This window comes from Pseudonocardia charpentierae (genome assembly GCF_031845345.1).
In the GTDB taxonomy this organism is placed as follows: domain Bacteria; phylum Actinomycetota; class Actinomycetes; order Mycobacteriales; family Pseudonocardiaceae; genus Pseudonocardia; species Pseudonocardia charpentierae.
This window is the reverse complement of sequence record NZ_JAVREJ010000021.1, coordinates 26154-49963: the sequence shown is the minus strand read 5'-3', so window position 1 is coordinate 49963 and position 23810 is coordinate 26154. Positions and strand designations below refer to the sequence as shown.

The window sequence follows — 23810 nt, the reverse complement described above, 5'->3', positions numbered from 1 at the left end:
GCGACGCCGGGAACCGGAACCCGCCGCCGCTAACCCTGGTCCGGCTGCGGCCCGATGTACCCGGCGGCCACGGTGTCGTCGTCGAACGTGATCAGCTTCGGCGTCTTCTCGCCGAGCTTGTTGCCGCCGACGTGCGCACCGATCGAGCCGTCCGACAACGAGATCGCCTTGTTGTTCTTCCCGTCGAAGAAGTTGTCGGCGATCGTGACGTCGCTGACGTTCTTGAACTGCACGGCCTGCGCGGCGCCGGTGTCGCAGTAGTTGTTGAAGAACGTCCAGCCGGTGCTCGCCCCCGGGCCGTTCACGCCCTCGTCCGGGATCTGCGGGCCTTCCGCGATGAGGCACTGCGCCGCCGCGTTCTCGCAGCGGTTGCCCTCGATCGTGATGTTGCTGCTGGTCGGGTAGTTGTCGCTGTAATAAGTCTGCATGCAGTCGGGGTGCGGGCCGTCGCCACAACCCTCGTCGCCGCAGTCCGACCCGTCGCTGACGTCGCTGATCGTGTTGTGCAGGATCGTGATGTTGTCGCCGAAGAAGCGCATGCCGTCGGTGTCGTCGCCGCCGTACACGGGGTGCGTGATCGTGTTGTCGCGGAACGTGATGTTGTCGCCCAGCAGCCGTGCGCCCATGTTGCTCGCATCCTCGGAGATGAAGCCCTCGACGATGACGTTGTCGGTGGTCACGTCGATCCCCTCGACCTTCGTGTCGCCGCCGCCCGAGTAGATGACGGGCGACTGGGGGGTGCCGCCGTGGTTGATGGTCAGCCGCGCCGAGAGCTCGCCGGTGAGGCACACCACCTCACCCGGGCTCGCGGACGGAGGGGAGGAGACGTCGGACGTGGTCGTGCAGGTGATGTCGCCGAGGGGGCGGACACCCGCGTCGCCCGCAGGCGTCCCACCAGCGGCCGCCCCGGCGGTGACCGTCGTCGTCGCGGCCGCGCCGCCGACCGTCACCTTCACGTCCAGCGGTCCCTGGTAGCCGTTCGGGACCGGCACGCTCGCGTTGAGCCGGCCTGCCTGGTCCGTGGTGCCCTCGACGGTCGTCGCGCCCTGCGGGGTGGTGCCCGCCACCGCCGCTGTGGACCTCGCCGGGAACCCGAGCGCCTCCACCGCCACGAACGAACTGCCCAACGGCCTGCCGGTCACCTGGGGCACCGGAGCAGGGGCGCTCGGCGTCCCACAGGCCGTCGCCAGGATCGCGAGGAGCAGAAGGCAGACGCCGAGCGCCGGTGCGCGCAGGCCTGGCCGGGTGTGGCGGGGTATCCGGACCGGCACCGGGGCCGCCTCCTCGATGTCGCGGTTCACGCAGGTCACGACAATGAACCTACGCCGCCCCGTCGGTCACCCGCGTGAGGTGGGTGCTCCGGACGGACGCAACCCCTGCTCTGCATGATGAACCCTTGCCCTGCGCGCGGGACGCCGGATTTGGTGATCTGCCGGAAACAGCGGGCCGGTACGTTCATCTGCGATGCTCCCCCTGTTCCTGCTCGCCGACTCGCGCCTCCCGTCCGGAGGTCACGGGCACTCGGGCGGGGTGGAGGCGCTGGTCGACCGGAGGCTCGTGCGGTCGGTCGACGACCTCGCGCTCTTCCTCGCCGGGCGGGTGCGCACAGGCGGCCGGGTGGTGGCCGCCGCAGCCGCGGCCGCCTGCACCCTCGCGTCGGGGACACCGGACTGGGCGCCCTGGGACGCCGCCGTCTCCGCCCGGATCCCCTCGGCCGCGCTCCGGACCGCGTCGCGCGCCCAGGGAGCAGCGCTGCTGCGAACCGTCGCGCTCGCGTTCCCGACCCCCGCCGTCGCCGCGCTGCGCGCACTCCCGCGGGTGCACCACCCGCTCGTCCTCGGCGCCGCCGCCGCGGCTGCCGGCGCGGACCCCGGGCAGGCCGCAGCGCTCGCGCTGCACCACCTCGTCGGCGGCGCCGCCACCGCCGCGGTGCGGCTGCTCGGGCTCGACCCGCTGCGGGTCACCGCCGTCACCGTCGGAGTCGCTCGGGCGGCCGATCCCGTGGCCGCCGACGCCGCCGCGCTCGCGACGGCGGCCGTCGCCGCGGGCGACCCGGTGCTGCTCCCGACCGAGGGCAGCCCTCTGACCGACGTCCTGGCCGAACTGCACCGCGCATCGGAGGCGACCCTCTTTGCATCGTGACGACCTCATGTCAGAGATTCAGGCAGCCCACGCCCACACCCCGCTTCCCGCGGCGCCCGGGCGTGCCGTCCGGATCGGCATCGGCGGCCCCGTCGGCGGCGGCAAGACCGCCCTCGTCGCGGCGCTGTGCCGCACCCTGCGCGGCCGGATGTCGCTGGCCGTGGTGACCAACGACATCTACACCACCGAAGACGCCGACTTCCTGCGCCGCCACGGGGTCCTGCCCGACGAGCGGATCCGGGCGGTGCAGACCGGCTGCTGCCCGCACACGGCCATCCGCGACGACATCACCGCCAACCTCGACGCCGTCGACGAGCTGGTGGCGCTGCACGACCCGGACCTCGTGCTCGTCGAGAGCGGCGGCGACAACCTCACCGCCACCTTCAGCTACGGGCTCATCGACAAGCAGATCTTCGTCGTGGACGTCGCGGGCGGCGACAAGGTGCCGCGCAAGGGCGGTCCCGGCGTCATCCGCTCGGACCTCCTCGTCATCAACAAGACGGATCTGGCCCCGATGGTCGGCGCCGATCTCGACGTGATGCGCACGGACGCCGAGCGTCTGCGCGAGGACCGGCCGACGATGCTCGTGTCGCTGCGGGAGCAGCCGGACGCGGCGCCGATCGCGGAGTGGGTCACGGCCCTGGTCCGTGCCCGCCGGTCGTGAGAGCTCTCCGCCGGTGAGGGCCGGCATCCGGGCCGCCACCCGGCTGACGGTCGAGCGTGCCGCGGGCCGGCAGGTCCTGCGCTGGGCGCACGACTGGCCCGTGGTGTTGCGGCCGACCGGCACCGGCGACGAGCACGTGCATCTCGTGCACGCTGCGGGCGGCCCGCTCGGCGGCGACGACCTCGCGCTGTCCGTGGAGGTCGGTCCGCAGGCCCGGCTCACGGTGCGCAGTGCGGGTGCGACGCTCGTGCAGCCGGGCGCCGCGGCCACGGACACCCCGGCCCGCTGGACGGTCGACCTGCAGGTCGCCGCGGACGGGCGGGTGCACTGGGCGCCGGAGCCGACCGTGGTGAGCGACCGCGCCGCACTCGAGTCCGTGCTGCGGGTGTCGCTGGCGGCAGGGGCCGCGGCGACGGTTCGGGAGATCGTGGTGCTCGGCCGGCACGCGCAGCGCGGGGGCCGCTACGGCGGAGCGCTGCACGTCGCCGTCGACGGCGTGCCGCTGCTCGCCCACACCACCCTGCTCGACGGTGCGGACGCCGCGCTGTGTGGACCGGCCGGGACGGCTGGTGCCCGGGCGGTCGGTTCCCTCCTCTGCGCCGGCGACGTGCCCGTGCCCCCCGCGACGGCGGGGGAGGGCGACGGCGTGCGGTGGGCGTGGTCGGAGCTGGACGGTCCGGGCGCGCTGCTGCTGGCGGTGGGGTCGCCCGCCGCGGTGACCGCGGTGCTGGACGCGGCGGCGCAGGCCGTGAGCCTGCTCGCCGAGCGGGTGGAGAGTACGGACGGCCCGCTCGCCGCGGCGGTCGGCTGATCCGTGCGGCTCGGCCGTCAGCGGCCCTGGATGCCGCCGTACACGCGCTCGAACGCGATGGTGAGCACCACGCGACGGTCGGCGACCATGGCCGCTCGGTACCCGTCCCAGTCCGGGTGCTCGCCGGCGAGGGTGCGGTAGAGGTCGACGAGTGCGTCGACGGTCGCGTCGTGCGGGTCGGTGGCGGGCGCCGTGAGCTCCGCGTAGCCCTCGCCGACGGCCCACCCGGTCAGGTCGGGGGAGACGACCTGGTAGCTCGCCCGCGGGTCGCGGCGCAGGTTGCGGGTCTTCGCGCGGTCGTCGGTCACCGAGATCCGGACGGCGCGCCGGTCGGGATCCCACACGTGGATGACCACCGACGCCTGCGGTCGCCCGTCGCGCTTGAGCGTGATCAGACTGCCGCCGCGAAGCTCCGCGAAGAGGGCGAGAAGAGCGGGGTCGAACGCCATGGCGCGCTCCCGGTTCGGGGACGGGGGCCACGACCGGGCACTCGACGGCGCCCACGGCGGTGGACGCTGTACCGGTCCGGTCGTCCTCGTGCGGTCGCCGCGGGGAGGGGAGGGCTGCGGCGGACGGGATCATGCTTCGACCTGCGGTAACTCCTGTCAAGAGCAGGTGGGGTACCGGTTGCACGCTGAGCTGTGACGGCTGCTACGGGGCGAGCAGGATGAAGCCCTTCCAGACGCAGAAGAGCGCGAGCACGACGAAGCCGGCCTTCCACAGCTTCCGCGGGATGAGCGTGTCGTGGGCGAGCTTCGCGGCGTCGGAGCTGTTGTCCGTGCTCGACTGGGCTGCCGAGCGGAGGCCGCCGAACAGCAGGATCCACACCAGGCCGGCGGCGTACCCCGCCTGCAACGGCGGCGCGCCGTACAACGCGACGTAGCCGGTGGCGGTCGCGAACAGCAGCACCACGAACGTCGTCCACTCCTTCTCGGCCTTGATCAGCGCGAGGACGAGCAGGACGACCACCGTCCACAGCAACGGCCACGCCTTTCCCGCGGCCAGGAGGGCGGCGCCGCCGAGTCCGAGGAGCGGGGGCGTCGTGTAGCCGGCCGCTCCGAGAAGGATCCGGCCGAGGTTCCACCCGCGGTCCTCACGAGATGTGAGGCCAGAGCCGCCCATCTTCACCTCGAAGTACTGGACGCGGTGCCCGCTCGCGGCGCTGAACACCACGTGCCCGGCCTCGTGGGCGATCGTGACCAACGCGCCGACCGCGTCGTAAGCCAGGGCGACGAGCAGCAGTGCGGCGACGGCCGCGGCGCCCACCACCGTGGGGGTCAGCGCGGCGGTGATCTCGGGTGTCACGACTGGGGCTCGGCTCGATCTCTGCTGTCGTTATCGGCCTGGTGTTATCCGAGTTGTCCCCATGCGGTTCCCGCTGTCCACAGTTCGGCGGGACGTCTGGTGGCCCGGGTGAGCAGGACCGCAGCATGGCGTCATGACGACGTCGCTCACCTCGCTCGTGCTGGTCGTGGCGGGACTGTGCGCCGGTACCGGCGCCCGCCTGCTCCTGCGCCGGCTCCGCCGCGGCACGCGGGTGCCGCCGCCGTGGTGCGAGCTGGGGGTCGCGTCGGTGTGGGGCGCGTCCGGGGCCGCCGCCGTCCCCGTGCGCTGGCTGCCGGTGCTCCTCGCGCTGGGCTGGCTCGCGGTCGTGGCCGGGGCGGTCGACGTGCTGGCCGGGCGCCTGCCCGACGCCCTGACCCTGCCGGCACTGCCGGTGGCGCTGCTGCTCCTGGTGCCCGTCGGCGGCGACACCGTGGCACGTGGGGTGGTGGGCGCGGTCGTCGCCGTCGCGGCGCACGCCGCCGTCCACCTCGTCGCGCCCGCGGCGATGGGCGGGGGCGACGTCAAGCTGGCCGCGCCGCTCGGGGCCGTGTCGGCCGCGGTGTCCTGGGAGGCACTGGCGCTGGCCGGGGTGCTGGCCGCGCTGTCCAGCGGCGTTCTCGCGGTCGCGGTGCTGGTCCGCCGGGGGAGGGGCGGTGCCGTGCCGCACGGCCCGTCGATGCTCCTGGCCGGCCTGCTCGTGGCGGCTGCCGGTGCGCGGGGCCCGTGAGGCCCGGGGGATGATGGGCGGGTGCTGCGCTGGATCACCGCCGGGGAGTCCCACGGTCCCGCGCTGGTCGCCGTGCTCGAGGGCATGGTCGCCGGCGTGGAGATCACCACTAAGGAGCTGACCACCGAGTTGGCCCGGCGCAAGCTCGGGCACGGGCGCAGCCCGCGGATGGCGTTCGAGGCCGACGAGCTCGAGGTGATCGGCGGGCTCCGGCACGGCCTGACCCAGGGCGGGCCCGTCGCGGTTCGGATCGGCAACACCGAGTGGCCGAAATGGGAGACGGTCATGGCCGCCGATCCCGTCGACCCCGAGCTGATCGCGAACCGTGCGCGCAACGCGCCGCTCACCCGGCCGCGGCCCGGGCACGCCGACCTGGCGGGCATGACCAAGTACGGGTTCGACGACGCCCGGCCCGTGCTCGAGCGGGCCAGCGCCCGGGAGACCGCGGCGAGGGTGGTGCTCGGCACTGTCGCGAAGGCGTTCCTGCGGCAGGCGCTGGAGGTGGAGATCGTCTCGCACGTCGTGGCGATCGGGGCGGTCGACGCCCCGGACGACGACCCGGTGCCCGGGCCCGGCGACCTGGAGCGGATCGACGCCAGCCCGGTCCGCGCGTTCTCTGAGGCGACGGCCGCGGCGATGATGGCGGAGATCGACGCCGCGCACGAGGACGCCGACACGCTCGGCGGCGTCATCGAGGTCATCGCCTACGGCCTGCCGGTCGGGCTCGGCTCGTACGTGCAGGCCGACCGCCGCCTCGACGCGCGGCTGGCCGGGGCGTTGATGGGGATCCAGGCGATGAAGGGCGTCGAGATCGGCGACGGGTTCCGCACCGCGCACCGACGGGGCAGTGCGGCGCACGACGAGATGCTTCCCGGGGATCCCATCACCCGCGTGTCGAACCGGGCGGGCGGCATCGAGGGCGGCATGACCAACGGCGAGCCCGTGCGCGTGCGCGTCGCGATGAAGCCGATCTCGACCGTGCCGCGGGCGCTGCGCACCGTCGACGTCGCGACGGGCGAGGCGGCCACGGCGATCCACCAGCGCTCCGACGCGTGCGCGGTCCCGCGGGCCGGGGTCGTCGCGGAGGCGATGGTGGCGTTGGTGCTGGCCGACGCGGCGCTGGAGAAGTTCGGCGGCGACTCCCTGGCGGAGACGCGCCGCAACCTCCGCGCCTACCGGGAGGCCGGTCGCGGCTGACCGGCGGCAGCGGCGCAGCCCGTCGTCACGCAGCGCCGCCGTGAGATACCGGTCGGTCGGCGGGCCCGGGTCCTCTACCCTGGACCGTCGTGAGTCCCGAAGAAGGCCCGGCGCAGCGTCGGCCCGCTCTGGTCCTGGTCGGGCCGCCCGGTTCCGGCAAGACGACGGTCGGCCGTGTGCTGGCTCGCCGGATCGGAGTGGCGTTCAGCGACGTCGACGCGCTGATCGTGGAACGGGCGGGCAAGCCGATCGCGGCGATGTTCACCGAAGACGGCGAGGACGCGTTCCGGGCGTTGGAGCGCGAGGTCGTCGCGGAGGCGCTCGCCACCACGGACGGCGTGCTCGCACTCGGCGGGGGGTCGGTGCTCGCCGCCTCCACCCGTGAGCGGCTGCGCGGCCACCGCGTGGTGCTGCTGTGGGTCGGTCTCGCCGACGGCATCCGGCGCACCGGCATGTCGACCGCACGCCCGCTGCTCGCCGGCGTGAACCCGCGTGCGACGTTCAAGGCGCTGCTGGACGCGCGCGCCCCGCTCTACCGCGAGGTCGCGACCGTCGAGGTCGACACGTCGCGGCGCAGTGCGAACCAGGTCGCGCGCGCCGTGCTGGTCGAGGTCGCACAGGCCCATCCCGGCCTCCTCGACGACGCGGTGGTGCAGGCCGCGATGGAGGCGACCCCGCCGCACGGCACCCCCCGCCCCGGGGTCGACCGGCATCCGGCGGTGGACCCCCTCGACGTGCCCACACCGGTCGCGGGTGTGCCGCTCCCGCATCCGTTCGTCCGCCAGCACCCCTGATCCGTGTCCGGCGCGCCGCCGGCCGTCTCGTAGGGTCGGTCCATGAGCGAGGAAGGGCAGAGCGCAGGGTTCGCGCGCATCGACGTGGGCGCCGAGCAGCCCTATCCGGTGCTGATCGGCCGAGGGGTGCGCGGCCGGCTCGCCACCACGGTGGCCGATCTCGGCGCCGCCCGGGCGCTCGTCGTGCATCAACCCGCCCTCGCCGACGCCGCCGAGGCCGCCCGTGAGCAGCTCGACGCGGCCGGCGTCGACGCCCACCGCGTCGAGGTGCCCGACGCCGAGGAGGGCAAGTCGCTCGCCGTCGCGGGGTTCTGCTGGGAGGTGTGCGGACAGGCCGGCCTGACCCGCTCCGACGTGATCGTCGGGCTCGGCGGCGGCGCCGTGACCGACCTGGCCGGCTTCGTCGCCGCCACCTGGATGCGCGGCGTGAGGGTCGTCCACGTCCCGACCACGCTGCTGGCCATGGTCGACGCGGCGATCGGCGGCAAGACCGGCATCAACACCGCGGCGGGCAAGAACCTCGTCGGAGCGTTCCACGAGCCGTCGGCGGTCCTCGTCGACCTCGAGACGCTGGAGACGCTGCCCTCCGACGAGCTCGCGCCCGGTTCGGCGGAGATCGTCAAGGCCGGGTTCATCGCGGACCCGGTGATCCTCGACCTGTTCGAGGCCGACCCGGCCGCCGCGCTCGACCCGACCGGCACCGTGCTGCCCGAGCTGGTCCGCCGGGCGATCCGGGTGAAGGCCGACGTCGTCGGCGTGGACCTGCGCGAGTCGAGCCTGCGCGAGATCCTCAACTACGGCCACACGCTCGGCCACGCCATCGAGCGCCGCGAGGGCTACCGCTGGCGGCACGGCAACGCTGTGAGCGTCGGGCTGGTCTTCGCCGCCGAGCTGGCGCGGGCCGCGGGCCGCCTCGACGACGCCACGGCGGACCGCCACCGCAGCCTGCTCGCCGCCCTCGGCCTGCCCGTCAGCTACCCGGCGGGCGTGCTCGACGAGCTGGTCGACACCATGCACGGCGACAAGAAGGCGCGCGCGGGCAAGCTGCGGTTCGTCGTCCTCGACGGCCTCGCGGCTCCCGGACGTCTGGAGGACCCGGGGCGCGACCTGCTGGAGCGTGCCTACGCGGCGGTGAGCACGCCGTGAGTACGCGGTGAGTTCTCAGTAGCGCTCGTCGGGCGGGTAGACGTCCTGTCGCGGCGTCACGACCGGACGGCGCTGGCGGGCGAGGGCGATGCTCGCGACCAGGCCGAGCACGCCCACGACGGCGAGGATCCACCCCACCAGCTGCAGGTTGATGGTGCCGAGGTCGAAGGGCACCGCCAGCGCGAGGATGAGTCCGACGGCGATCATGCCGATGCTGGAGCCGATGCGCATGCTTCTGTGTACCCGCGACTCCACCGGCGCAACGTCGGGAGATGTCGGGCCGGCGAGGTATCTCGGACGGGCGGATCGTCCTCTTCGGAGCAGGTCCCGCCGTGTCGGCAGAGGCTCGCGGCGAGTTCGTCCGGAGGTGCCCGGTGACCGTCTTCCTGCCACCCTCCCTCCCCGGCACCGCGCCGCGGATGGACATCCACGAGATCTCGCGGGTGCGGGCCGCGGCCGGACACGCCCGCCGTGCCTTTCCGGGCCCGCTCGGCGAACTCGCCGAGCGGAGCTGGCGGCCTACGCCGACCTGGGGCGCCGCGGCGACCGCGACGCACTCATCCCGCGGCTCGTCCGGCAGGTGCTGGCCCTGCCCGTGTCGGCGCCGCCGTAGGCTGCGCGGGTGTCCCACGCCTCCCGCCGCGCGGCACTGCGCGGCCTGCTGCGCGCCGCCGACGTGGAGGCGCTGCTGGTCACGGACCTCGTCAACGTCCGGTACCTGACCGGGTTCACGGGATCCAACGCGGCGCTCCTGATCCACACCGACGGCGACGACTCCAGCCGGTTCTGCACCGACGGGCGCTACGACACCCAGAGCGCCGCGGAGGTCCCCGACCTGGAGCGGGTGATCGACCGGGGCGGGGCCGTCGTGCTGGCCCGGTCGGCGGCCGACCTGGTCGTCACGCGGCTGGGCTTCGAGTCCGACGTCGTCACAGTCGACCAGCACGAGGCGCTGGTCGACGCGGCCGGCCGTGCGGTGCTGCAGCACCGCACGCCGGGGTTGGTGGGCCGCCTGCGGCTGGTCAAGGACGACACCGAGACGGCCGCTCTGCGCGCCGCGTGTGCCGTCGCCGACTCCGCGCTCGCCGACCTCATCTCCGCGGGCGGCCTGCGTCCGGGGCGCAGCGAGCGCGAGGTCTCCTACGACCTCGAGACCCGCATGCGCAGCCGTGGAGCCGAGGGCCCGTCGTTCCCGACGATCGTCGCCGCCGGCCCGCACTCCGCGATACCGCACCACCGGCCGACGGATGCGTCGATGCGCCGCGGCGACCTGGTGAAGATGGATTTCGGCGCGCTCGTCGACGGCTACCACTCCGACATGACCCGAACGGTCGTGCTCGGCAGGGCGGCGGGCTGGCAGCGCGACCTGCACGGGCTCGTCGCGGTGGCCCAGGAGACGGGGCGCAGGCGCCTGACCCCCGGTACGCAGGTCGTCGACGTGGACGCCGCGGCCCGCGAGGTGATCGCGAGCGCAGGGTACGGCGACGAGTTCGTGCACGGGCTGGGGCACGGCGTCGGCCTGCAGATCCACGAAGCACCGCTGCTGGGCCCCACCGGGAGCGGCGCGCTGCAGGCGGGCATGGTCGTGACCGTCGAGCCCGGGGTCTACCTGGCCGGGCGCGGCGGGGTGCGCATCGAAGACACGCTGGTCGTCCGCGACGGCACCCCCGAGGTGCTGACCCGCTCGCCGCGGGAGCTGCTCGAGATCACCTGATCGCCGTGCAACCGGATGTGGCGTCACATCCGTCCTGTCGGTACCCCGACCGAAAGGTGGCCCGGAAGGTGACGCTGCCATGAGACGCATCGCCGCACTACCCGTCGCTGCAGCACTCGCCGGCGCCCTCCTGCTCGCCGGCTGCGCGTCCGGCAGTGCTCCTGAGCTGGGACGGCCCGCTCCGCCCAGCATCACCACCCGCGGGGTCGGCACCGTCGCGGGGACGCCGGACACCCTGACGGTCGTCCTCGGCGTGCAGACGCGTGCCCCGTCGGCGGCAGACGCGCTGGCCGACAACAACGCGCGGGCGACGGGCCTGCTCGACGTGCTGCGTGGCCGCGGTGTCGCCGACCGGGACCTGCGCACCAGCGGCCTGTCGATCTCGCCGACATTCGACACGGACGGCCGGATCACCGGCTACGAGGTGGCCAACGAGGTCACGGCGACCCTGCGCGACGTCGCCGGAGCCGGATCGCTCATCGACGCCGCCGCACAGGCCGCGGGCGACGCGGTGCGCGTCCAGCAGATCGCCTTCGGCATCGACGACGACGCACGGCCACGAGCCGAGGCACGCGCCGACGCCGTGCGGCAGGCCGTCACCCAGGCCCGGCAGCTCGCCGACGCCGCGGAGGTCGGGCTCGGCCCGATCCTGTCGATCACGGAGGTGACGGACGCACGGCCGCCGGTCCCGGCCGCGCGCACGGACGCCGCGGCGCAGGCGGCGGTCCCGATCGAGCCGGGCACACAGGACGTCTCGGTGAGCGTCGAGGTGGTGCACGCGGTCGCGACCTGACCGGGCACCTCGGGGAGCGACGTGCCCGTCCGGGTAGGCTCGTCGCAGACGACGGCGCCGGTCCGGGCGCCGGCACCGACACATCCCGGCGCGTGACAAGACCGCGCCCCCGCAGCAGACGCAGGAGACATCGCCCGTGGCATCGACGAACGACCTGAAGAACGGCCTGGTGCTCAACCTCGACGGCCAGCTCTGGACGGTCACGGCGTTCCAGCACGTCAAGCCCGGTAAAGGTGGCGCGTTCGTCCGCACCACGTTGAAGAACGTGCTCACCGGCAAGGTCGTCGACCGCACCTTCAACGCGGGAACCAAGGTCGACACCGCCACCGTCGACCGGCGCGACATGACCTTCCTGTACCGCGACGGCTCGGACTTCGTGTTCATGGACGGCGACACCTACGACCAGATCCCGATCCCGGAGGTGACCGTCGGCGACGCCGCGAACTACCTGCTGGAGAACCAGACGGCGATGGTCGCGACGCACGACGGCGTGCCGCTCTACATCGAGCTGCCCACGTCGGTCGAGCTGGTGGTGTCCCACACCGACCCCGGCCTGCAGGGCGACCGCTCCACCGGTGGCACCAAGCCGGCCACGCTGGAGACCGGCGCCGAGATCCAGGTGCCCCTGTTCCTCACCACCGGCGAGAAGGTGAAGGTCGACACCCGCGACGGCCGGTACCTCGGCCGCGTGTCCTGAAGCCGGGTAGCGGCATGCCCAGAGCCCGGACGAAGGCGCGCAAGCGCGCACTCGACATCCTCTTCGAGTCCGAGGCGCGCGGCGACGACCCCCGCCGGGTTCTCGTGCAGCGCCGCGAGACCGACGACGCCCCACCGGTGTCGGACTACGCGGCGATGCTGGTGGAAGGGGTCGTCGCGCACCGCGACCGCATCGACCAGCTGCTCGCCGAGCACGCGGAGGGCTGGTCGGTCGTCCGGATGCCCGCGGTCGACCGGAACCTGCTGCGGATCGCGGTGTTCGAGCTGCTGTGGGTCGACGAGATCGACGACCCCGTGGCGATCACCGAAGCAGTCGAGCTGGCCCGGACGTTGTCGACGGACGACTCGCCGCGGTTCCTCAACGGCGTGCTGAGCCGGATCGCGGACATCGCCGAACACCTGCGCGCCACCCGCTGACGCGGCTGGCGCGCAGACAAGCGTGGGCCGAACACCTGCGCGCCACCCGCTGACGCGGCTGGCGCGCAGACAAGCGAGGGCCGAGCACCTGCGCGCCACCCGCTGATCCGTACTGCGACCGAGCCCACGCCGCGCGGCCGTCGATTCGATTCGATGACCGGTCTACCGTGGACGAGGTGCGTCTTGCGATCCTCGCCATGGCCCTCGGGGCGTTCGCGATCGGCCTGACCGAGTTCGCGATCATGGGCCTGCTGCCGCAGGTCGCGACCGACCTGTCCGTCTCCGTGCCCACGGCCGGCAACCTCGTGACGGCCTACGCCGTCGGGGTGGTCGTCGGTGCTCCGCTGCTGACCGCGGCGGGCGCACGTCTGTCGCGCCGGACGCTCCTGCTCGCCTTCATGGCGCTGTTCGCGGTGGGCAACGGCCTCGCCGCGCTCGCGCCGGGCTTCGGTACCCTGCTCGCGGCCCGGTTCCTCACGGGGCTGCCGCACGGCGCGTTCTTCGGCGTCGCCGCGCTCGTCGCCGCCGATCTCGCCGGGCCGGCCCGCCGGGCGTCGGCGGTGGGGTGGCTGTTCCTCGGGCTCACCGTGGCGAACCTCGTCGGCGTGCCCGCGGCGACCGTGTTCGGCGGAGTCGTGGGCTGGCGATTGGCCTTCGCGCTGATCGCCGGGGTCGCGCTGTTGTGCGTGGCCGGGATGCTGCTGACCGTCCCGCGCACCGCGGGCAGCGGGGGTGCGCACGTCGGGCTGCGGGCCGAGCTGGCGGTGTTCCGCCGGCCCGCGGTGTTGCTGGCGCTCGCGATGGTCGTGTTCGGCTGCGGAGGCCTCTTCACGTTCTCCACCTACATCGCGCCGATGACCACCGAGGTGACGGGCTGGTCGCCCGCCGCGGTGCCGGTGATGCTGGGCCTGTTGGGACTGGGTATGACGGCCGGGACGTTCCTGGGCGGACGCCTCGCCGACCGGATGGACAGCCGGCGCGCCGCCGTCGTCGTGCTGGCGGCGCAGTCGCTGGTGCTCTTCGGTTCCGTCGCCGCCGTGCACTCGCCGGTCTTCGCCCCGGTGGCCGCGTTCGCCGTCGGCGCGCTGAGCCTGGCGCTCGTGCCGGTGGTGCAGACCGTGGTGCTCGACGCCGCGCAGGACGCCCCGGTGCTGGCGTCGGCGTCGATGCAGTCGGGTTTCAACATCGCGAACGCACTGGGTGCGGCACTGGGCGGAGTGGTGCTGGCCGCCGGGCTGGGCTACGCCGCGCCGCCTGCGGTCGGGGCGGTCCTCGCGGCGATCGGTGTGGTCATCGCCGTGGTGGCGTGGCGACGGTCGCGAACAACGACTGCGACGTCGGCGCAGCCCGTCGCCGTGCCGGCCGCCGACTGACGTCCGCACGGGGCGTGCGACGCCCCGTGCGGGGTGCGCCGGGGTCGAGCCCCGGCGCACAGCGTCAGCCGATCGGACGCGCCTCGGGCGGGAGGACGCCCCAGTCGATGAGCTGGTCGGTCAGCTCGCCCGGCGTCTTGTCGTAGATGATCGCCAGCGACCGCAGGTCCTCGGCACGAATGGAGAGGACCTTGCCGTTGTAGTCGCCGCGCTGGCTCTGGATCGCGGCGGCGTAGCGGGCGAGCGGACCGACCTTGTCGGCGGGCAGCTGCTGCAGGCGTTCGAGGTTGATGACGATCTTCGTTGCGGGCTCGGATCCCGACGGGATGCGCCCCTCCGGAAGCAGTTCGGCGACGGGGACGCCGTAGAAGTCGGCGAGTTCGGCCAGCTTCTGCACGGTGACGGCACGGTCGCCGCGCTCGTAGGAGCCCACCACGACCGCCTTCCAGCGGCCGCCCGACTTCTGCTCGACCCCGTGCAGCGACAGGCCCTGTTGCTGTCGGATGGCGCGCAGCTTGCTGCCGAGCGCCTTGGCGTAGTCGCCCATGTGGCGACCTCCTTCTTCGCTGGCGTCGGCCGCGGGACCGACGTCGAGAGCTCCATGATGCGTGCGACCGGCGTGCGGGACCCCGGCCTCGGTGCGCCGTGTGGTGCCCCCCGCAGACCGCGGCCACCCGGACGCACCCGATCGATACGGAGAGTAATCCTCGGTGGTACCCCGCGTCTGGTCAAGCCGCGAGGCCCCTCAAGCGGTCCGAACAGGCCGAGTCCACTCGAACGGCTGATCGACATCGGTGCTCCGGGCGTTACCGGAGGAGAGTATTGGGCGGTTCGGGGCCGGTCCGGTGTGTACCGTACGCGACCATCCGGCGTCCGGTTCCGCCCTCCCGGAGCACGCGACGGCGGCTGGTATACCGTCGCCGCGGCGGCCCGGTGCCGCCCGGATCGGTTCGTTCCTCGAAGAGCAGGTCCGTTCCTTTAAGCCCGTCCCGTGAGGCGGGGAAGGAGAGTCCCGTGGCGACCGACCGCCGCGGGGACGCGCGGCGCGCTGCTGCTCCCGGCCGGGAGCTGTTGAGTGCCGCCGACGTCGCCCGCACCGTCGCGCGCATCGCGCACCAGATCATCGAGAAGACCGCCTTCGGCCCGGACCACGCCGACGAGCTCGTGATCGTCGGCATCCCCACCGGCGGAGCGGTGCTCGCCCGCCGGCTCGCCGCCGCGATCGCCGAGTTCACCGGCGTCGCACCCGCGGTCGGGACGGTCGACCCCACGCTCTACCGCGACGACCTGCGCCGCGGCCCCGCCCGCCCGCTCGGCGACACCGCGGTGCCCGACGGCGGCGTCGACGACCGGCTGGTGGTGCTGGTCGACGACGTGCTGTTCTCCGGCCGGACGGTGCGCGCCGCGCTCGACGCTCTGGGCGAGCACGGGCGCCCCCGCGCGGTGCAGCTGGCCGTGCTCGTCGACCGGGGTCACCGCGAGCTGCCGATCCGCGCCGACTACGTCGGCAAGAACGTCCCGACGGCCCGCGGGGAGCAGATCGTCGTGCTGTTCGCGGAGACCGACGGCCGCGACGGCGTCGCGCTCCGTCAGGCCTCGAACGAACCGGCCGACGGCGCGGCGGAGCCGGAGGTCGGCGCATGAGGCATCTGCTCTCGGTGACCGACCTCGACGCCGCGTCCGCGACGGCCCTGCTCGACACCGCGGACCGGCTCAAGCAGGCGCTGCTCGGCCGCGAGGTGCGCAAGCTGCCGACGCTGCGCGGACGCACGGTCGTCACGATGTTCTACGAGAACTCCACCCGCACCCGCGTGTCCTTCGAGATCGCGGGCAAGTGGATGAGCGCCGACACGATCAACGTGGCGGCGAGCGGGTCGTCGGTCGGCAAGGGCGAGTCGCTGCGCGACACCGCGGCGACGCTCGCGGCGATCGGCGCCGACTGCATCGTCGTGCGCCACCCGGCTTCCGGGGCGGCGCACCGGATGGCGCACTGGGCCGACCGCGACGCCGCGGCCGGTGCCGTGGGGCCGACCGGCCCGGGCTCCGCGACCAGCGTCGTGAACGCCGGCGACGGGACGCACGAGCACCCCACGCAGGCGCTGCTCGACGCGGCGACGGTGCGCGACCGGCTCGGCGGGGTCGCGGGGCGCCGGATCGGGATCGTCGGCGACGTGCTGCACAGCAGGGTCGCCCGCTCGAACGTCTTCCTGCTCGCGACGCTGGGCGCCGAAGTGGTGCTCGTCGCGCCCCCGACGCTGCTGCCGGTCGGGGTGGCGGCGTGGCCGTGCCGGGTGGGGACGGACCTCGAGGCGGAGCTGCCGGGGCTGGACGTGGTGATGATGCTGCGGGTGCAGGCCGAGCGGATGCACGGCGCGTTCTTCCCCTCGTCACGGGAGTACGCGGTGCGCTACGGGCTCTCCGAACGCCGGGCGGCATTCCTTCCCGAGCATGCGGTGGTGCTGCACCCGGGCCCGATGGTGCGCGGCATGGAGATCGCGCCTGCGGTGGCCGACGCCCCGTCGAGCGCGGTGCTGGCGCAGGTGCAGAACGGGGTGCACGTGCGCATGGCGGTGCTGTACCACCTGCTGGCAGGAGCGGCGGCGTGAGCGCCGTGGCCGGGCCCGCTGAGCTCAGCATGGTGGCTTTGCTGCGGTCCGAGTGCAGCAAAGCCACCATGCTGCAATTCCCCGACCCACCGCCCGGAACCGAGGCCGCCCGATGACCGCCGACCTGTTGATCCGCGGCGCCCGCCCGTACGGCGAGGGCGGCCCCGTCGACCTCCTCGTCCGCGACGGGGTCGTCGCCGAGATCGGTCAGGGCCTGGCCGGACCGGAGTCGGGGGAGACCCTCGACGCCGACGGGCTCGTGCTGCTGCCCGGGCTCGTCGACCTGCACACCCACCTGCGCGAGCCCGGCGGCGAGGAGTCGGAGACCGTCGCCACCGGCTCGGCGGCCGCGGCGCTCGGCGGCTACACCGCGGTCTTCGCGATGCCCAACACGGACCCCGTCGCCGACTCCGCGGTCGTCGTCGAGCACGTGCACCGCCTGGGCGAGGAGGTCGGGCTCGTCGACGTGCATCCGGTCGGGGCCGTGTCGGTCGGCCTCGCGGGTGAGCGGATGGCCGAGCTCGGCACGATGGCCGCCTCCCGCGCCCGGGTGCGGATGTTCTCCGACGACGGGCGCTGCGTGCACGACCCCGTGCTCATGCGCCGGGCGCTCGAGTACGCCTCGTCGCTCGACGCGGTGATCGCCCAGCACGCCGAGGACCACCGGCTCACCGCGGGCGCGCAGGCGCACGAGGGTGTCGTCGCCGCACAGCTCGGGCTCGCCGGGTGGCCGGCCACGGCAGAGGAGACGATCGTCGCCCGCGACTGCGCCCTGGCCCGCGAGGCCGGGGCCCGCCTGCACGTCTGCCACGTGTCGTCGGTGCACACCGTCGCCGTGCTGCGGGCGGCGAAGGCCGCCGGGGTCCGGGTCAGCGCCGAGGTCACCCCGCACCACCTGCTGCTCACCGACGCCGCGCTGACCGGCTACGACCCCGTGCACAAGGTCAACCCGCCGCTGCGCACCGGCGACGACACCGCGGCGATGCGGGCCGCGCTGGCCGAAGGTGTGATCGACGTCGTGGCCACCGACCACGCGCCGCACGCCACGCAGTACAAGGACACCGAGTGGGCGGCCGCGAAGCCGGGCATGCTGGGGTTGCAGACGGCGCTGTCGGTGGTGGTGCGGGCCATGGTGGAGCCCGGGCTGCTGGACTGGCGCGGGGTCGCCCGCGTGATGGCCGAGCGCCCGGCCGAGCTCGGCGGGCTGACCGATCAGGGCCGCCCGATCGCGGTGGGGGAGCCGGCGACGTTCTGCCTCGTCGACCCCGACGGGATCTGGACGGTGCGCGGCGCGGCGCTCGCGAGCCGCTCCGCGAACACGCCCTTCGAGGGCATGCGGCTGCCGGCGACGATGGCCGCGACGGTGCTGCGGGGCCGGATCACGGCGCGCAACGGAGTGGTGGCGCCCATGGACGCGGCCCGGGACGGGAAGGTAGTGGCATGAGTGCGCCTGCGGTTCTGGTGCTCGAAGACGGGCGGGTGTTCCGCGGCGAGCGCTACGGGGCGCTGGGACAGACGCTGGGCGAAGCCGTGTTCTGCACGGCCATGACCGGCTACCAGGAGACCCTGACCGATCCCAGCTACCACGGCCAGATCGTGGTGGCGACCGCCCCGCAGATCGGCAACACCGGCTGGAACGACGACGACGACGAGTCCACCCGCATCCAGGTCGCGGGCTACGTCGTGCGCGACCCGTCGCGGGTCGCGTCGAACTGGCGGTCGCGCCGGTCGCTGGACGACGCGCTCGACGACCAGGGGATCGTCGGCCTCGCCGGCATCGACACCCGCGCGCTGGTCCGGCACCTGCGTGAGCGGGGGGCGATGAAGGCCGGCCTCTTCTCGGGAGACGCGCTGGCCCCGGACGCCGACCTGGTCGAACGGGTCCGGTCCGGGCCGTCGATGGTGGGCGCCGACCTCTACGGCGCGGTCACGACCCCTCGGGAGTACGTCGTCCCCGCCGAGGGCGAGACGCGGTTTCGGGTGGCCGCGCTCGACGTCGGGATCAAGTCCAACACCCCGCGCATGTTCGCCGCGCGCGGCGTCGAGACCCACGTCCTGCCCGCGGACACGCCGATCGAGCGCATCGAGGAGCTGGCCCCGGACGGGTTCTTCCTGGCCAACGGCCCCGGCGACCCCGCGACGGCGGACGTCCCCATCGCCCTGACCGGCCAGGTGCTGGAGCGCCGGATCCCGCTCTTCGGCATCTGCTTCGGCAACCAGATCCTGGCCCGTGCGCTGGGGCGGGGCACCTACAAGCTGCGCTACGGCCACCGGGGCATCAACATCCCCGTGATCGAGCACGCCACCGGCAAGGTGTCGATCACCGCGCAGAACCATGGGTTCGCGGTCGAGGGCAACGCGGGGGAGCGGTTCGACACCCCGTTCGGCCCGGCCGAGATCACGCACACCTGCCCGAACGACGGCTGCGTGGAGGGCCTGGCGCTGCTGGACGCCCCGGCGTTCAGCGTGCAGTACCACCCGGAGGCCGCGGCGGGCCCGCACGACGCCGCCGACCTCTTCGACCGGTTCACCGACCTCATGCGACGCGAAAAGGCTCAGACTCAGAAGGGTGGGCGCTGATGCCCCGCCGCGACGACCTCCGGCACGTGCTGGTGATCGGCTCCGGCCCGATCGTCATCGGCCAGGCCGCGGAGTTCGACTACTCGGGCACCCAGGCCTGCCGCGTGCTGCGCGCCGAGGGCCTGCGTGTCTCGCTCGTCAACTCCAACCCGGCGACGATCATGACGGACCCCGAGTTCGCCGACGCCACCTACGTCGAGCCCGTGACCCCGGAGTTCGTCGAGAAGGTGATCGCCGCCGAGCGCCCCGACGCGCTGCTGGCGACCCTGGGCGGGCAGACCGCGCTGAACACCGCCGTCGCGCTGCACGAGAACGGCGTGCTGGAGCGCTACGGCGTCGAGCTGATCGGCGCGGACATCGACGCGATCCAGCGCGGCGAGGACCGGCTGAAGTTCAAGGAGATCGTCCTCGGCGTCGGCGGGGAGGTGCCACGCAGCGCCGTCTGCCACTCGATGGACGAGGTGCACGCCGCCGTCGCCGACCTGGGCCTGCCAGTGGTGATCCGGCCGTCGTTCACCATGGGCGGGCTGGGCTCGGGCATGGCGCACACGCCCGAGGACCTGGACCGGCTGGCCGGCGGCGGCCTCGCCGCGTCGCCGGTGCACGAGGTGCTCATCGAGGAGTCGGTGCTCGGTTGGAAGGAGTACGAGCTCGAGCTGATGCGCGACCGCCGCGACAACGTCGTCGTCGTCTGCTCCATCGAGAACCTCGACCCGATGGGAGTGCACACGGGCGACTCGATCACCGTCGCCCCGGCGATGACGCTGACCGACCGCGAGTACCAGCACATGCGCGACGTCGGCATCGCGGTGCTGCGCGCCGTGGGCGTCGACACCGGCGGCTGCAACATCCAGTTCGCGGTCAACCCGCAGACCGGCCGGCTGGTCGTGATCGAGATGAACCCGCGCGTGTCGCGGTCGTCCGCGCTGGCGTCCAAGGCCACCGGCTTCCCGATCGCGAAGATCGCCGCGCGCCTGGCGGTCGGCTACACCCTCGACGAGATCACCAACGACATCACCGGAGAGACCCCCGCGGCCTTCGAGCCGACGCTGGACTACGTCGTGGTCAAGGTGCCGCGGTTCGCCTTCGAGAAGTTCCCCGGCGCGGACCCCGAGCTGACCACCACGATGAAGAGCGTCGGCGAGGCGATGGCGCTGGGCCGCTCGTTCGCCGAGGCGCTGGGCAAGGCGCTGCGCTCCATGGAAGACGGCCGCGGCGGGTTCTGGGGCTCGCCGGACCCGGCCGAGCCCGCCGACCCCGCGTTCCCCACCGAAGGGCGGATCTACGCCGTCGAGCGGGCGCTGCGCGACGGCTCGGGCGTCGCGGAGCTGGCGCGGCGCACCGGCATCGACCCGTGGTTCCTCGAGGAGATCGCCGGGATCGGCGAGCTGGGCCGGGAGATCGAAGACGCGCCGGTGCTCGACGCGCCGCTGCTGCGCCGGGCCAAGCGCGCAGGCCTCTCCGACCGTCAACTGGCGGCGCTGCGTCCCGAGTTCGCCGGCGAGGACGGCGTGCGCACCCTGCGCCACCGGCTGGGCATCAGGCCGGTCTACAAGACTGTCGACACCTGTGCCGCCGAGTTCGCCGCCCGTACGCCCTACCACTACAGCGCCTACGAGACCGATCCCGCCGCCGAGTCGGAGATCGCCCCGCAGACCGAGCGGCCGAAGGTGCTGATCCTCGGATCTGGGCCGAACCGGATCGGGCAGGGCATCGAGTTCGACTACTCGTGCGTGCACGCGGTGATGGCGTTGCGCGAGGCCGGGTTCGAGACCGTGATGGTCAACTGCAACCCGGAGACCGTCTCCACGGACTACGACACGGCGGACCGCCTCTACTTCGAGCCGTTGACCTTCGAGGACGTGCTCGAGGTCGTGCACGCCGAGCAGGAGTCCGGGACCGTCGCCGGGGTGATCGTGCAGCTCGGCGGGCAGACCCCGCTGGGGCTCGCGCAGCGGCTGACGACGGCGGGTGTCCCGGTGGTCGGGACGTCCGCGGCGGCGATCGACCTGGCAGAAGACCGCGGGGCGTTCGGTGAGGTGCTGCGGAAGGCGGGCCTGCCGGCGCCGGCGTTCGGCACCGCGACGTCGTTCGACGACGCGAAGGCGATCGCCGGCCGGATCGGCTACCCGGTGCTGGTGCGGCCGTCGTACGTGCTCGGCGGGCGCGGCATGGAGATCGTCTACGACGACGCCACGCTCGCCGGCTACATCGCGCGGGCCACGGCCATCAGCCCCGAGCGGCCCGTGCTCGTCGACCGGTTCCTCGACGACGCCGTCGAGATCGACGTCGACGCGCTCTGCGACGGCCGCGAGGTGTTCATCGGCGGCGTGATGGAGCACATCGAGGAGGCCGGGGTGCACTCCGGCGACTCGTGCTGCACTCTTCCGCCGGTCACGCTCGGCCGCTCGGTGCTGGAGCAGGTGCGGCGGTCCACGGAGGCGATCGCGCACGGGGTCGGGGTGCGCGGGCTGCTCAACGTGCAGTACGCGCTGCACGGCGAGACGGTCTACGTGCTGGAGGCCAACCCGCGCGCGTCGCGCACCGTGCCGTTCGTGTCGAAGGCGACGGCGGTGCCGCTCGCCAAGGCGGCGGCCCGGATCATGCTCGGTTCGTCGATCGCGGACCTGCGGGCCGAGGGGCTCCTGCCCGCCGACGGCGACGGCGGCGAGCAGCCCGTGGACGCGCCGATCGCCGTCAAGGAGGCGGTGCTGCCGTTCAACCGGTTCCGCACGCCCGCCGGGCAGGGCGTCGATCCGCTGCTGGGCCCGGAGATGAAGTCGACCGGCGAGGTCATGGGCATCGACGCCTCGTTCGGGCCGGCGTTCGCGAAGTCGCAGGCGGCGTCGTACGGATCGCTGCCCACCTCCGGGCGGGTGTTCGTCTCGGTCGCGGACCGCGACAAGCGCGCCATGATCTTCCCGGTGCGCCGTTTGGCCGACCTGGGCTTCGAGGTGCTGGCGACGGGTGGGACGGCGGAGGTCCTGCGGCGCCACGGCATCGCGACGACCCTGGTGCGCAAGCACTTCGAGGGCGCGCCCGGCGACGAGACGGTGATCGACCTGATCATGGACGGCCGGATCGACATGATCGTCAACACGCCGTACGGGAACTCCGGGCCGCGCGTCGACGGCTACGAGATCCGCTCGGCGGCGGTGGCGCGCGGGATCCCGTGCATCACGACGGTCCAGGCCGCCGCGGCGGCGGTGCAGGGCATCGAGGCGGTGCGCGGCGACGGGATCGGGGTGCGGTCGCTGCAGGACATGCACGCCGCGCTGCGGAAGGCCCGCTCGTGACCGCGCAGCATGCGCGGCCCGCCGCGGCGTTCGGGGAACGGCTCGCCACGGCGGTCGCCGCCCACGGGCCCCTGTGCGTCGGGATCGACCCACATCCGGGCCTGCTCGCCGAGTGGGGGCTCGCCGACGACGCCCGCGGGCTCGAGCGGTTCGCGCTCACCTGCGTTGACGCCCTCGCGGGGCACGTCGCCGTGGTCAAGCCGCAGTCGGCGTTCTTCGAACGGCACGGGTCTCGCGGCATCGCGGTGCTGGAGAAGGTGCTTGCCGGGCTCGCCGCCCAGGCCCCGCCCGGAGTGCCGGCGACGCTGTCGCTGCTCGACGTCAAGCGGGGCGACATCGGCTCGACGATGGACGGCTACGCCGACGCCTACCTGGCGGTCGGTGCGCCGCTGGGCGCCGACGCCGTCACCCTCTCGCCCTACCTGGGGTTCGGCGCGCTCGCGTCGGCGATCCGGACGGCGGAGGACGCCGGCCGCGGCGTGTTCGTGCTGGCCCGGACATCCAACGCGGAGGGCGCGGAGGTCCAGCTCGCCGAGCGGGCGGGCCGCTCCGTGGCGCAGGCGATCGTGGACGCGGCGGCCGCCGCCAACCGCGACGCCCTCGCCGCCGGTGCTGCGCGGGAACAGGCCGAGTCGGGGTCGATCGCCATCGGCGACGGCTGCGGTCCGGGCATCCCGGCACTGGGGCCGGTCGGCGTCGTGGTCGGGGCGACCGCGGAACACGGCCTGGACCTCTCGGCGCTCTCGGGAGCGGTGCTGGCACCCGGGCTCGGTGCCCAGGGTGCGACACCCGCCGACCTCGCGGTCCGTTTCGCCGCCGTGCGCGGCGTGCTGCTGCCCACGGCGTCACGTTCCGTGCTCGCTGCAGGGCCCACCTCGTCGGCGGTCCGCGCGGCCGCGGCCGTGCTGCGCGACGAGCTCGCCGCCGCCCAGGCCACGGCCCACTGAGCACCCGGTGGGCAGGGTGTCGGGTGTCACGTATGTGTTGCGCCGAGGGGGTACTACCACCATGGCTGGTGCGCCGGACCCTGACGCACTCTGGGTGACGTGACGGAGGAACCGGTGGACGTGCTGATCGTCGACGACCAGCGCCCCTTCCGGTCGGTCGCCCGGACGGTCGTGAACCTGGTCGGTGGCTGGCGGGTGGCGGCGGAGGCCGAGACGGGTGAGGACGCGGTGGCCGCGGCAGAGCGCGTACGGCCGGCGGTCGTGCTGATGGACATCAACCTGCCGGGGATCAGCGGCATCGAGGCCACGCGCCGGATCATGGCGTCGCACCCCGGCACGAGGGTCGTGCTGCTCTCCACCTACGCGACGGCGGACCTGCCGCCCGACGCCACCACCTGCGGGGCGACGACGTACCTCAACAAAGAGGACCTGACCCCCGCCACCCTGCGCGCGCTGCGCTGACAGCGGCGACCGGGGCAAGGCGCCTGCATCCTGCGCTGACCGGTCCGGTGCCGCGGACGGCCGTCTTCCGGCCGACACCCCTCCGTAATGGCCACGTC

24 protein-coding genes are annotated in these 23810 nt (G+C 73.8%); 19 read left to right on the top strand and 5 right to left on the bottom strand.

Going from position 1 to position 23810, the window contains the following annotated elements; genetic code table 11:
• Positions 1 to 29 precede the first annotated feature (29 nt).
• Positions 30 to 1310: a right-handed parallel beta-helix repeat-containing protein gene (locus tag RM445_RS24940; RefSeq protein WP_311559275.1), complete on the bottom strand. Its 1281-nt coding sequence runs from the start codon at positions 1308 to 1310 to the stop codon at positions 30 to 32.
• Positions 1311 to 1464: 154 nt separating this feature from the next.
• On the opposite strand from RM445_RS24940, the gene RM445_RS24935 reads away from it, so the two are divergent.
• The 3 genes from RM445_RS24935 to RM445_RS24925 are packed head-to-tail and all read left to right on the top strand — an operon-like array spanning position 1465 to position 3617.
• Entirely contained in the window at positions 1465 to 2142 is a 678-nt protein-coding gene (locus RM445_RS24935) for an urease accessory UreF family protein (RefSeq protein ID WP_311559274.1), read from the top strand.
• A gap of 7 nt (positions 2143 to 2149) precedes the next feature.
• The gene (ureG, locus tag RM445_RS24930; RefSeq protein ID WP_311559273.1) at positions 2150 to 2806 is read left to right on the top strand and encodes an urease accessory protein UreG; all 657 of its coding nucleotides are present in this window, start codon (positions 2150 to 2152) and stop codon (positions 2804 to 2806) included.
• Between the two features lie 13 nt (positions 2807 to 2819).
• Positions 2820 to 3617 (top strand): urease accessory protein UreD, encoded by a 798-nt coding sequence (locus tag RM445_RS24925; protein WP_311559272.1) that lies wholly within the window; start codon positions 2820 to 2822, stop codon positions 3615 to 3617.
• Between the two features lie 17 nt (positions 3618 to 3634).
• Here the strand turns inward: RM445_RS24925 and RM445_RS24920 are convergent, their stop codons facing one another.
• On the bottom strand, positions 3635 to 4066 hold the full coding sequence (locus tag RM445_RS24920) for a PPOX class F420-dependent oxidoreductase (protein WP_311559271.1): 432 nt from the start codon (positions 4064 to 4066) through the stop codon (positions 3635 to 3637).
• Between the two features lie 202 nt (positions 4067 to 4268).
• A complete protein-coding gene (locus RM445_RS24915) occupies positions 4269 to 4922 on the bottom strand; it encodes a M50 family metallopeptidase (protein WP_311559270.1) in 654 nt (217 codons plus the stop codon).
• A gap of 133 nt (positions 4923 to 5055) precedes the next feature.
• On the opposite strand from RM445_RS24915, the gene RM445_RS24910 reads away from it, so the two are divergent.
• From RM445_RS24910 to aroB, 4 genes are all read left to right on the top strand, one after another.
• Positions 5056 to 5670, top strand: a complete 615-nt coding sequence (locus RM445_RS24910) for a prepilin peptidase (protein ID WP_311559269.1) — start codon at positions 5056 to 5058, stop codon at positions 5668 to 5670.
• Positions 5671 to 5691: 21 nt separating this feature from the next.
• A complete protein-coding gene (aroC, locus tag RM445_RS24905; RefSeq protein ID WP_311559268.1) occupies positions 5692 to 6867 on the top strand; it encodes a chorismate synthase in 1176 nt (391 codons plus the stop codon).
• A gap of 89 nt (positions 6868 to 6956) precedes the next feature.
• Positions 6957 to 7661 carry a shikimate kinase gene (locus tag RM445_RS24900; RefSeq protein ID WP_311559267.1) on the top strand — a complete coding sequence of 235 codons (705 nt, stop codon included), beginning with the start codon at positions 6957 to 6959 and terminating at the stop codon, positions 7659 to 7661.
• A 42-nt stretch (positions 7662 to 7703) separates the two neighbouring features.
• Entirely contained in the window at positions 7704 to 8807 is a 1104-nt protein-coding gene (aroB, locus tag RM445_RS24895; protein ID WP_311559266.1) for a 3-dehydroquinate synthase, read from the top strand.
• Between the two features lie 15 nt (positions 8808 to 8822).
• Here aroB and RM445_RS24890 read toward each other — a convergent pair whose 3' ends face one another.
• Positions 8823 to 9038, bottom strand: coding sequence for a DUF6458 family protein (locus RM445_RS24890; RefSeq protein WP_311559265.1), 216 nt, complete (start codon positions 9036 to 9038; stop codon positions 8823 to 8825).
• 391 nt (positions 9039 to 9429) lie between these two features.
• On the opposite strand from RM445_RS24890, the gene RM445_RS24885 reads away from it, so the two are divergent.
• The 5 genes from RM445_RS24885 to RM445_RS24865 all read left to right on the top strand — a co-directional run bounded on the left by RM445_RS24885 (position 9430) and on the right by RM445_RS24865 (position 13821).
• Positions 9430 to 10521 (top strand): M24 family metallopeptidase, encoded by a 1092-nt coding sequence (locus RM445_RS24885; protein ID WP_311559264.1) that lies wholly within the window; start codon positions 9430 to 9432, stop codon positions 10519 to 10521.
• Between the two features lie 79 nt (positions 10522 to 10600).
• Positions 10601 to 11314 (top strand): SIMPL domain-containing protein, encoded by a 714-nt coding sequence (locus tag RM445_RS24880; protein ID WP_311559263.1) that lies wholly within the window; start codon positions 10601 to 10603, stop codon positions 11312 to 11314.
• 136 nt (positions 11315 to 11450) lie between these two features.
• Entirely contained in the window at positions 11451 to 12011 is a 561-nt protein-coding gene (efp, locus tag RM445_RS24875; protein WP_311559262.1) for an elongation factor P, read from the top strand.
• Between the two features lie 14 nt (positions 12012 to 12025).
• Positions 12026 to 12448 (top strand): transcription antitermination factor NusB, encoded by a 423-nt coding sequence (nusB, locus tag RM445_RS24870; RefSeq protein ID WP_311559261.1) that lies wholly within the window; start codon positions 12026 to 12028, stop codon positions 12446 to 12448.
• Between the two features lie 176 nt (positions 12449 to 12624).
• Positions 12625 to 13821 (top strand): MFS transporter, encoded by a 1197-nt coding sequence (locus RM445_RS24865; protein WP_311559260.1) that lies wholly within the window; start codon positions 12625 to 12627, stop codon positions 13819 to 13821.
• Positions 13822 to 13885: 64 nt separating this feature from the next.
• On the opposite strand, the gene bldD is transcribed toward RM445_RS24865, so the two are convergent.
• Positions 13886 to 14368 carry a transcriptional regulator BldD gene (gene bldD, locus RM445_RS24860; RefSeq protein ID WP_311559259.1) on the bottom strand — a complete coding sequence of 161 codons (483 nt, stop codon included), beginning with the start codon at positions 14366 to 14368 and terminating at the stop codon, positions 13886 to 13888.
• Between the two features lie 467 nt (positions 14369 to 14835).
• On the opposite strand from bldD, the gene pyrR reads away from it, so the two are divergent.
• From pyrR to RM445_RS24825, 7 genes are all read left to right on the top strand, one after another.
• On the top strand, positions 14836 to 15465 hold the full coding sequence (gene pyrR / locus RM445_RS24855) for a bifunctional pyr operon transcriptional regulator/uracil phosphoribosyltransferase PyrR (protein ID WP_311559258.1): 630 nt from the start codon (positions 14836 to 14838) through the stop codon (positions 15463 to 15465).
• Complete coding sequence (locus RM445_RS24850; protein ID WP_311559257.1) at positions 15462 to 16427, top strand: aspartate carbamoyltransferase catalytic subunit; 966 nt, start codon at positions 15462 to 15464, stop codon at positions 16425 to 16427. Before pyrR ends, RM445_RS24850 begins: the two co-directional genes overlap by 4 nt.
• A gap of 112 nt (positions 16428 to 16539) precedes the next feature.
• Complete coding sequence (locus RM445_RS24845; protein WP_311559256.1) at positions 16540 to 17871, top strand: dihydroorotase; 1332 nt, start codon at positions 16540 to 16542, stop codon at positions 17869 to 17871.
• Positions 17868 to 19007, top strand: a complete 1140-nt coding sequence (carA, locus tag RM445_RS24840; RefSeq protein WP_311559255.1) for a glutamine-hydrolyzing carbamoyl-phosphate synthase small subunit — start codon at positions 17868 to 17870, stop codon at positions 19005 to 19007. Before RM445_RS24845 ends, carA begins: the two co-directional genes overlap by 4 nt.
• Complete coding sequence (gene carB, locus RM445_RS24835; RefSeq protein ID WP_311559254.1) at positions 19007 to 22303, top strand: carbamoyl-phosphate synthase large subunit; 3297 nt, start codon at positions 19007 to 19009, stop codon at positions 22301 to 22303. Before carA ends, carB begins: the two co-directional genes overlap by 1 nt.
• Positions 22300 to 23250, top strand: coding sequence for an orotidine-5'-phosphate decarboxylase (pyrF, locus tag RM445_RS24830; RefSeq protein ID WP_311559253.1), 951 nt, complete (start codon positions 22300 to 22302; stop codon positions 23248 to 23250). The genes carB and pyrF overlap by 4 nt, the downstream gene beginning before the upstream one ends.
• A 99-nt stretch (positions 23251 to 23349) precedes the next feature.
• Entirely contained in the window at positions 23350 to 23712 is a 363-nt protein-coding gene (locus tag RM445_RS24825; RefSeq protein WP_311559252.1) for a response regulator, read from the top strand.
• Positions 23713 to 23810: the final 98 nt, after the last annotated feature.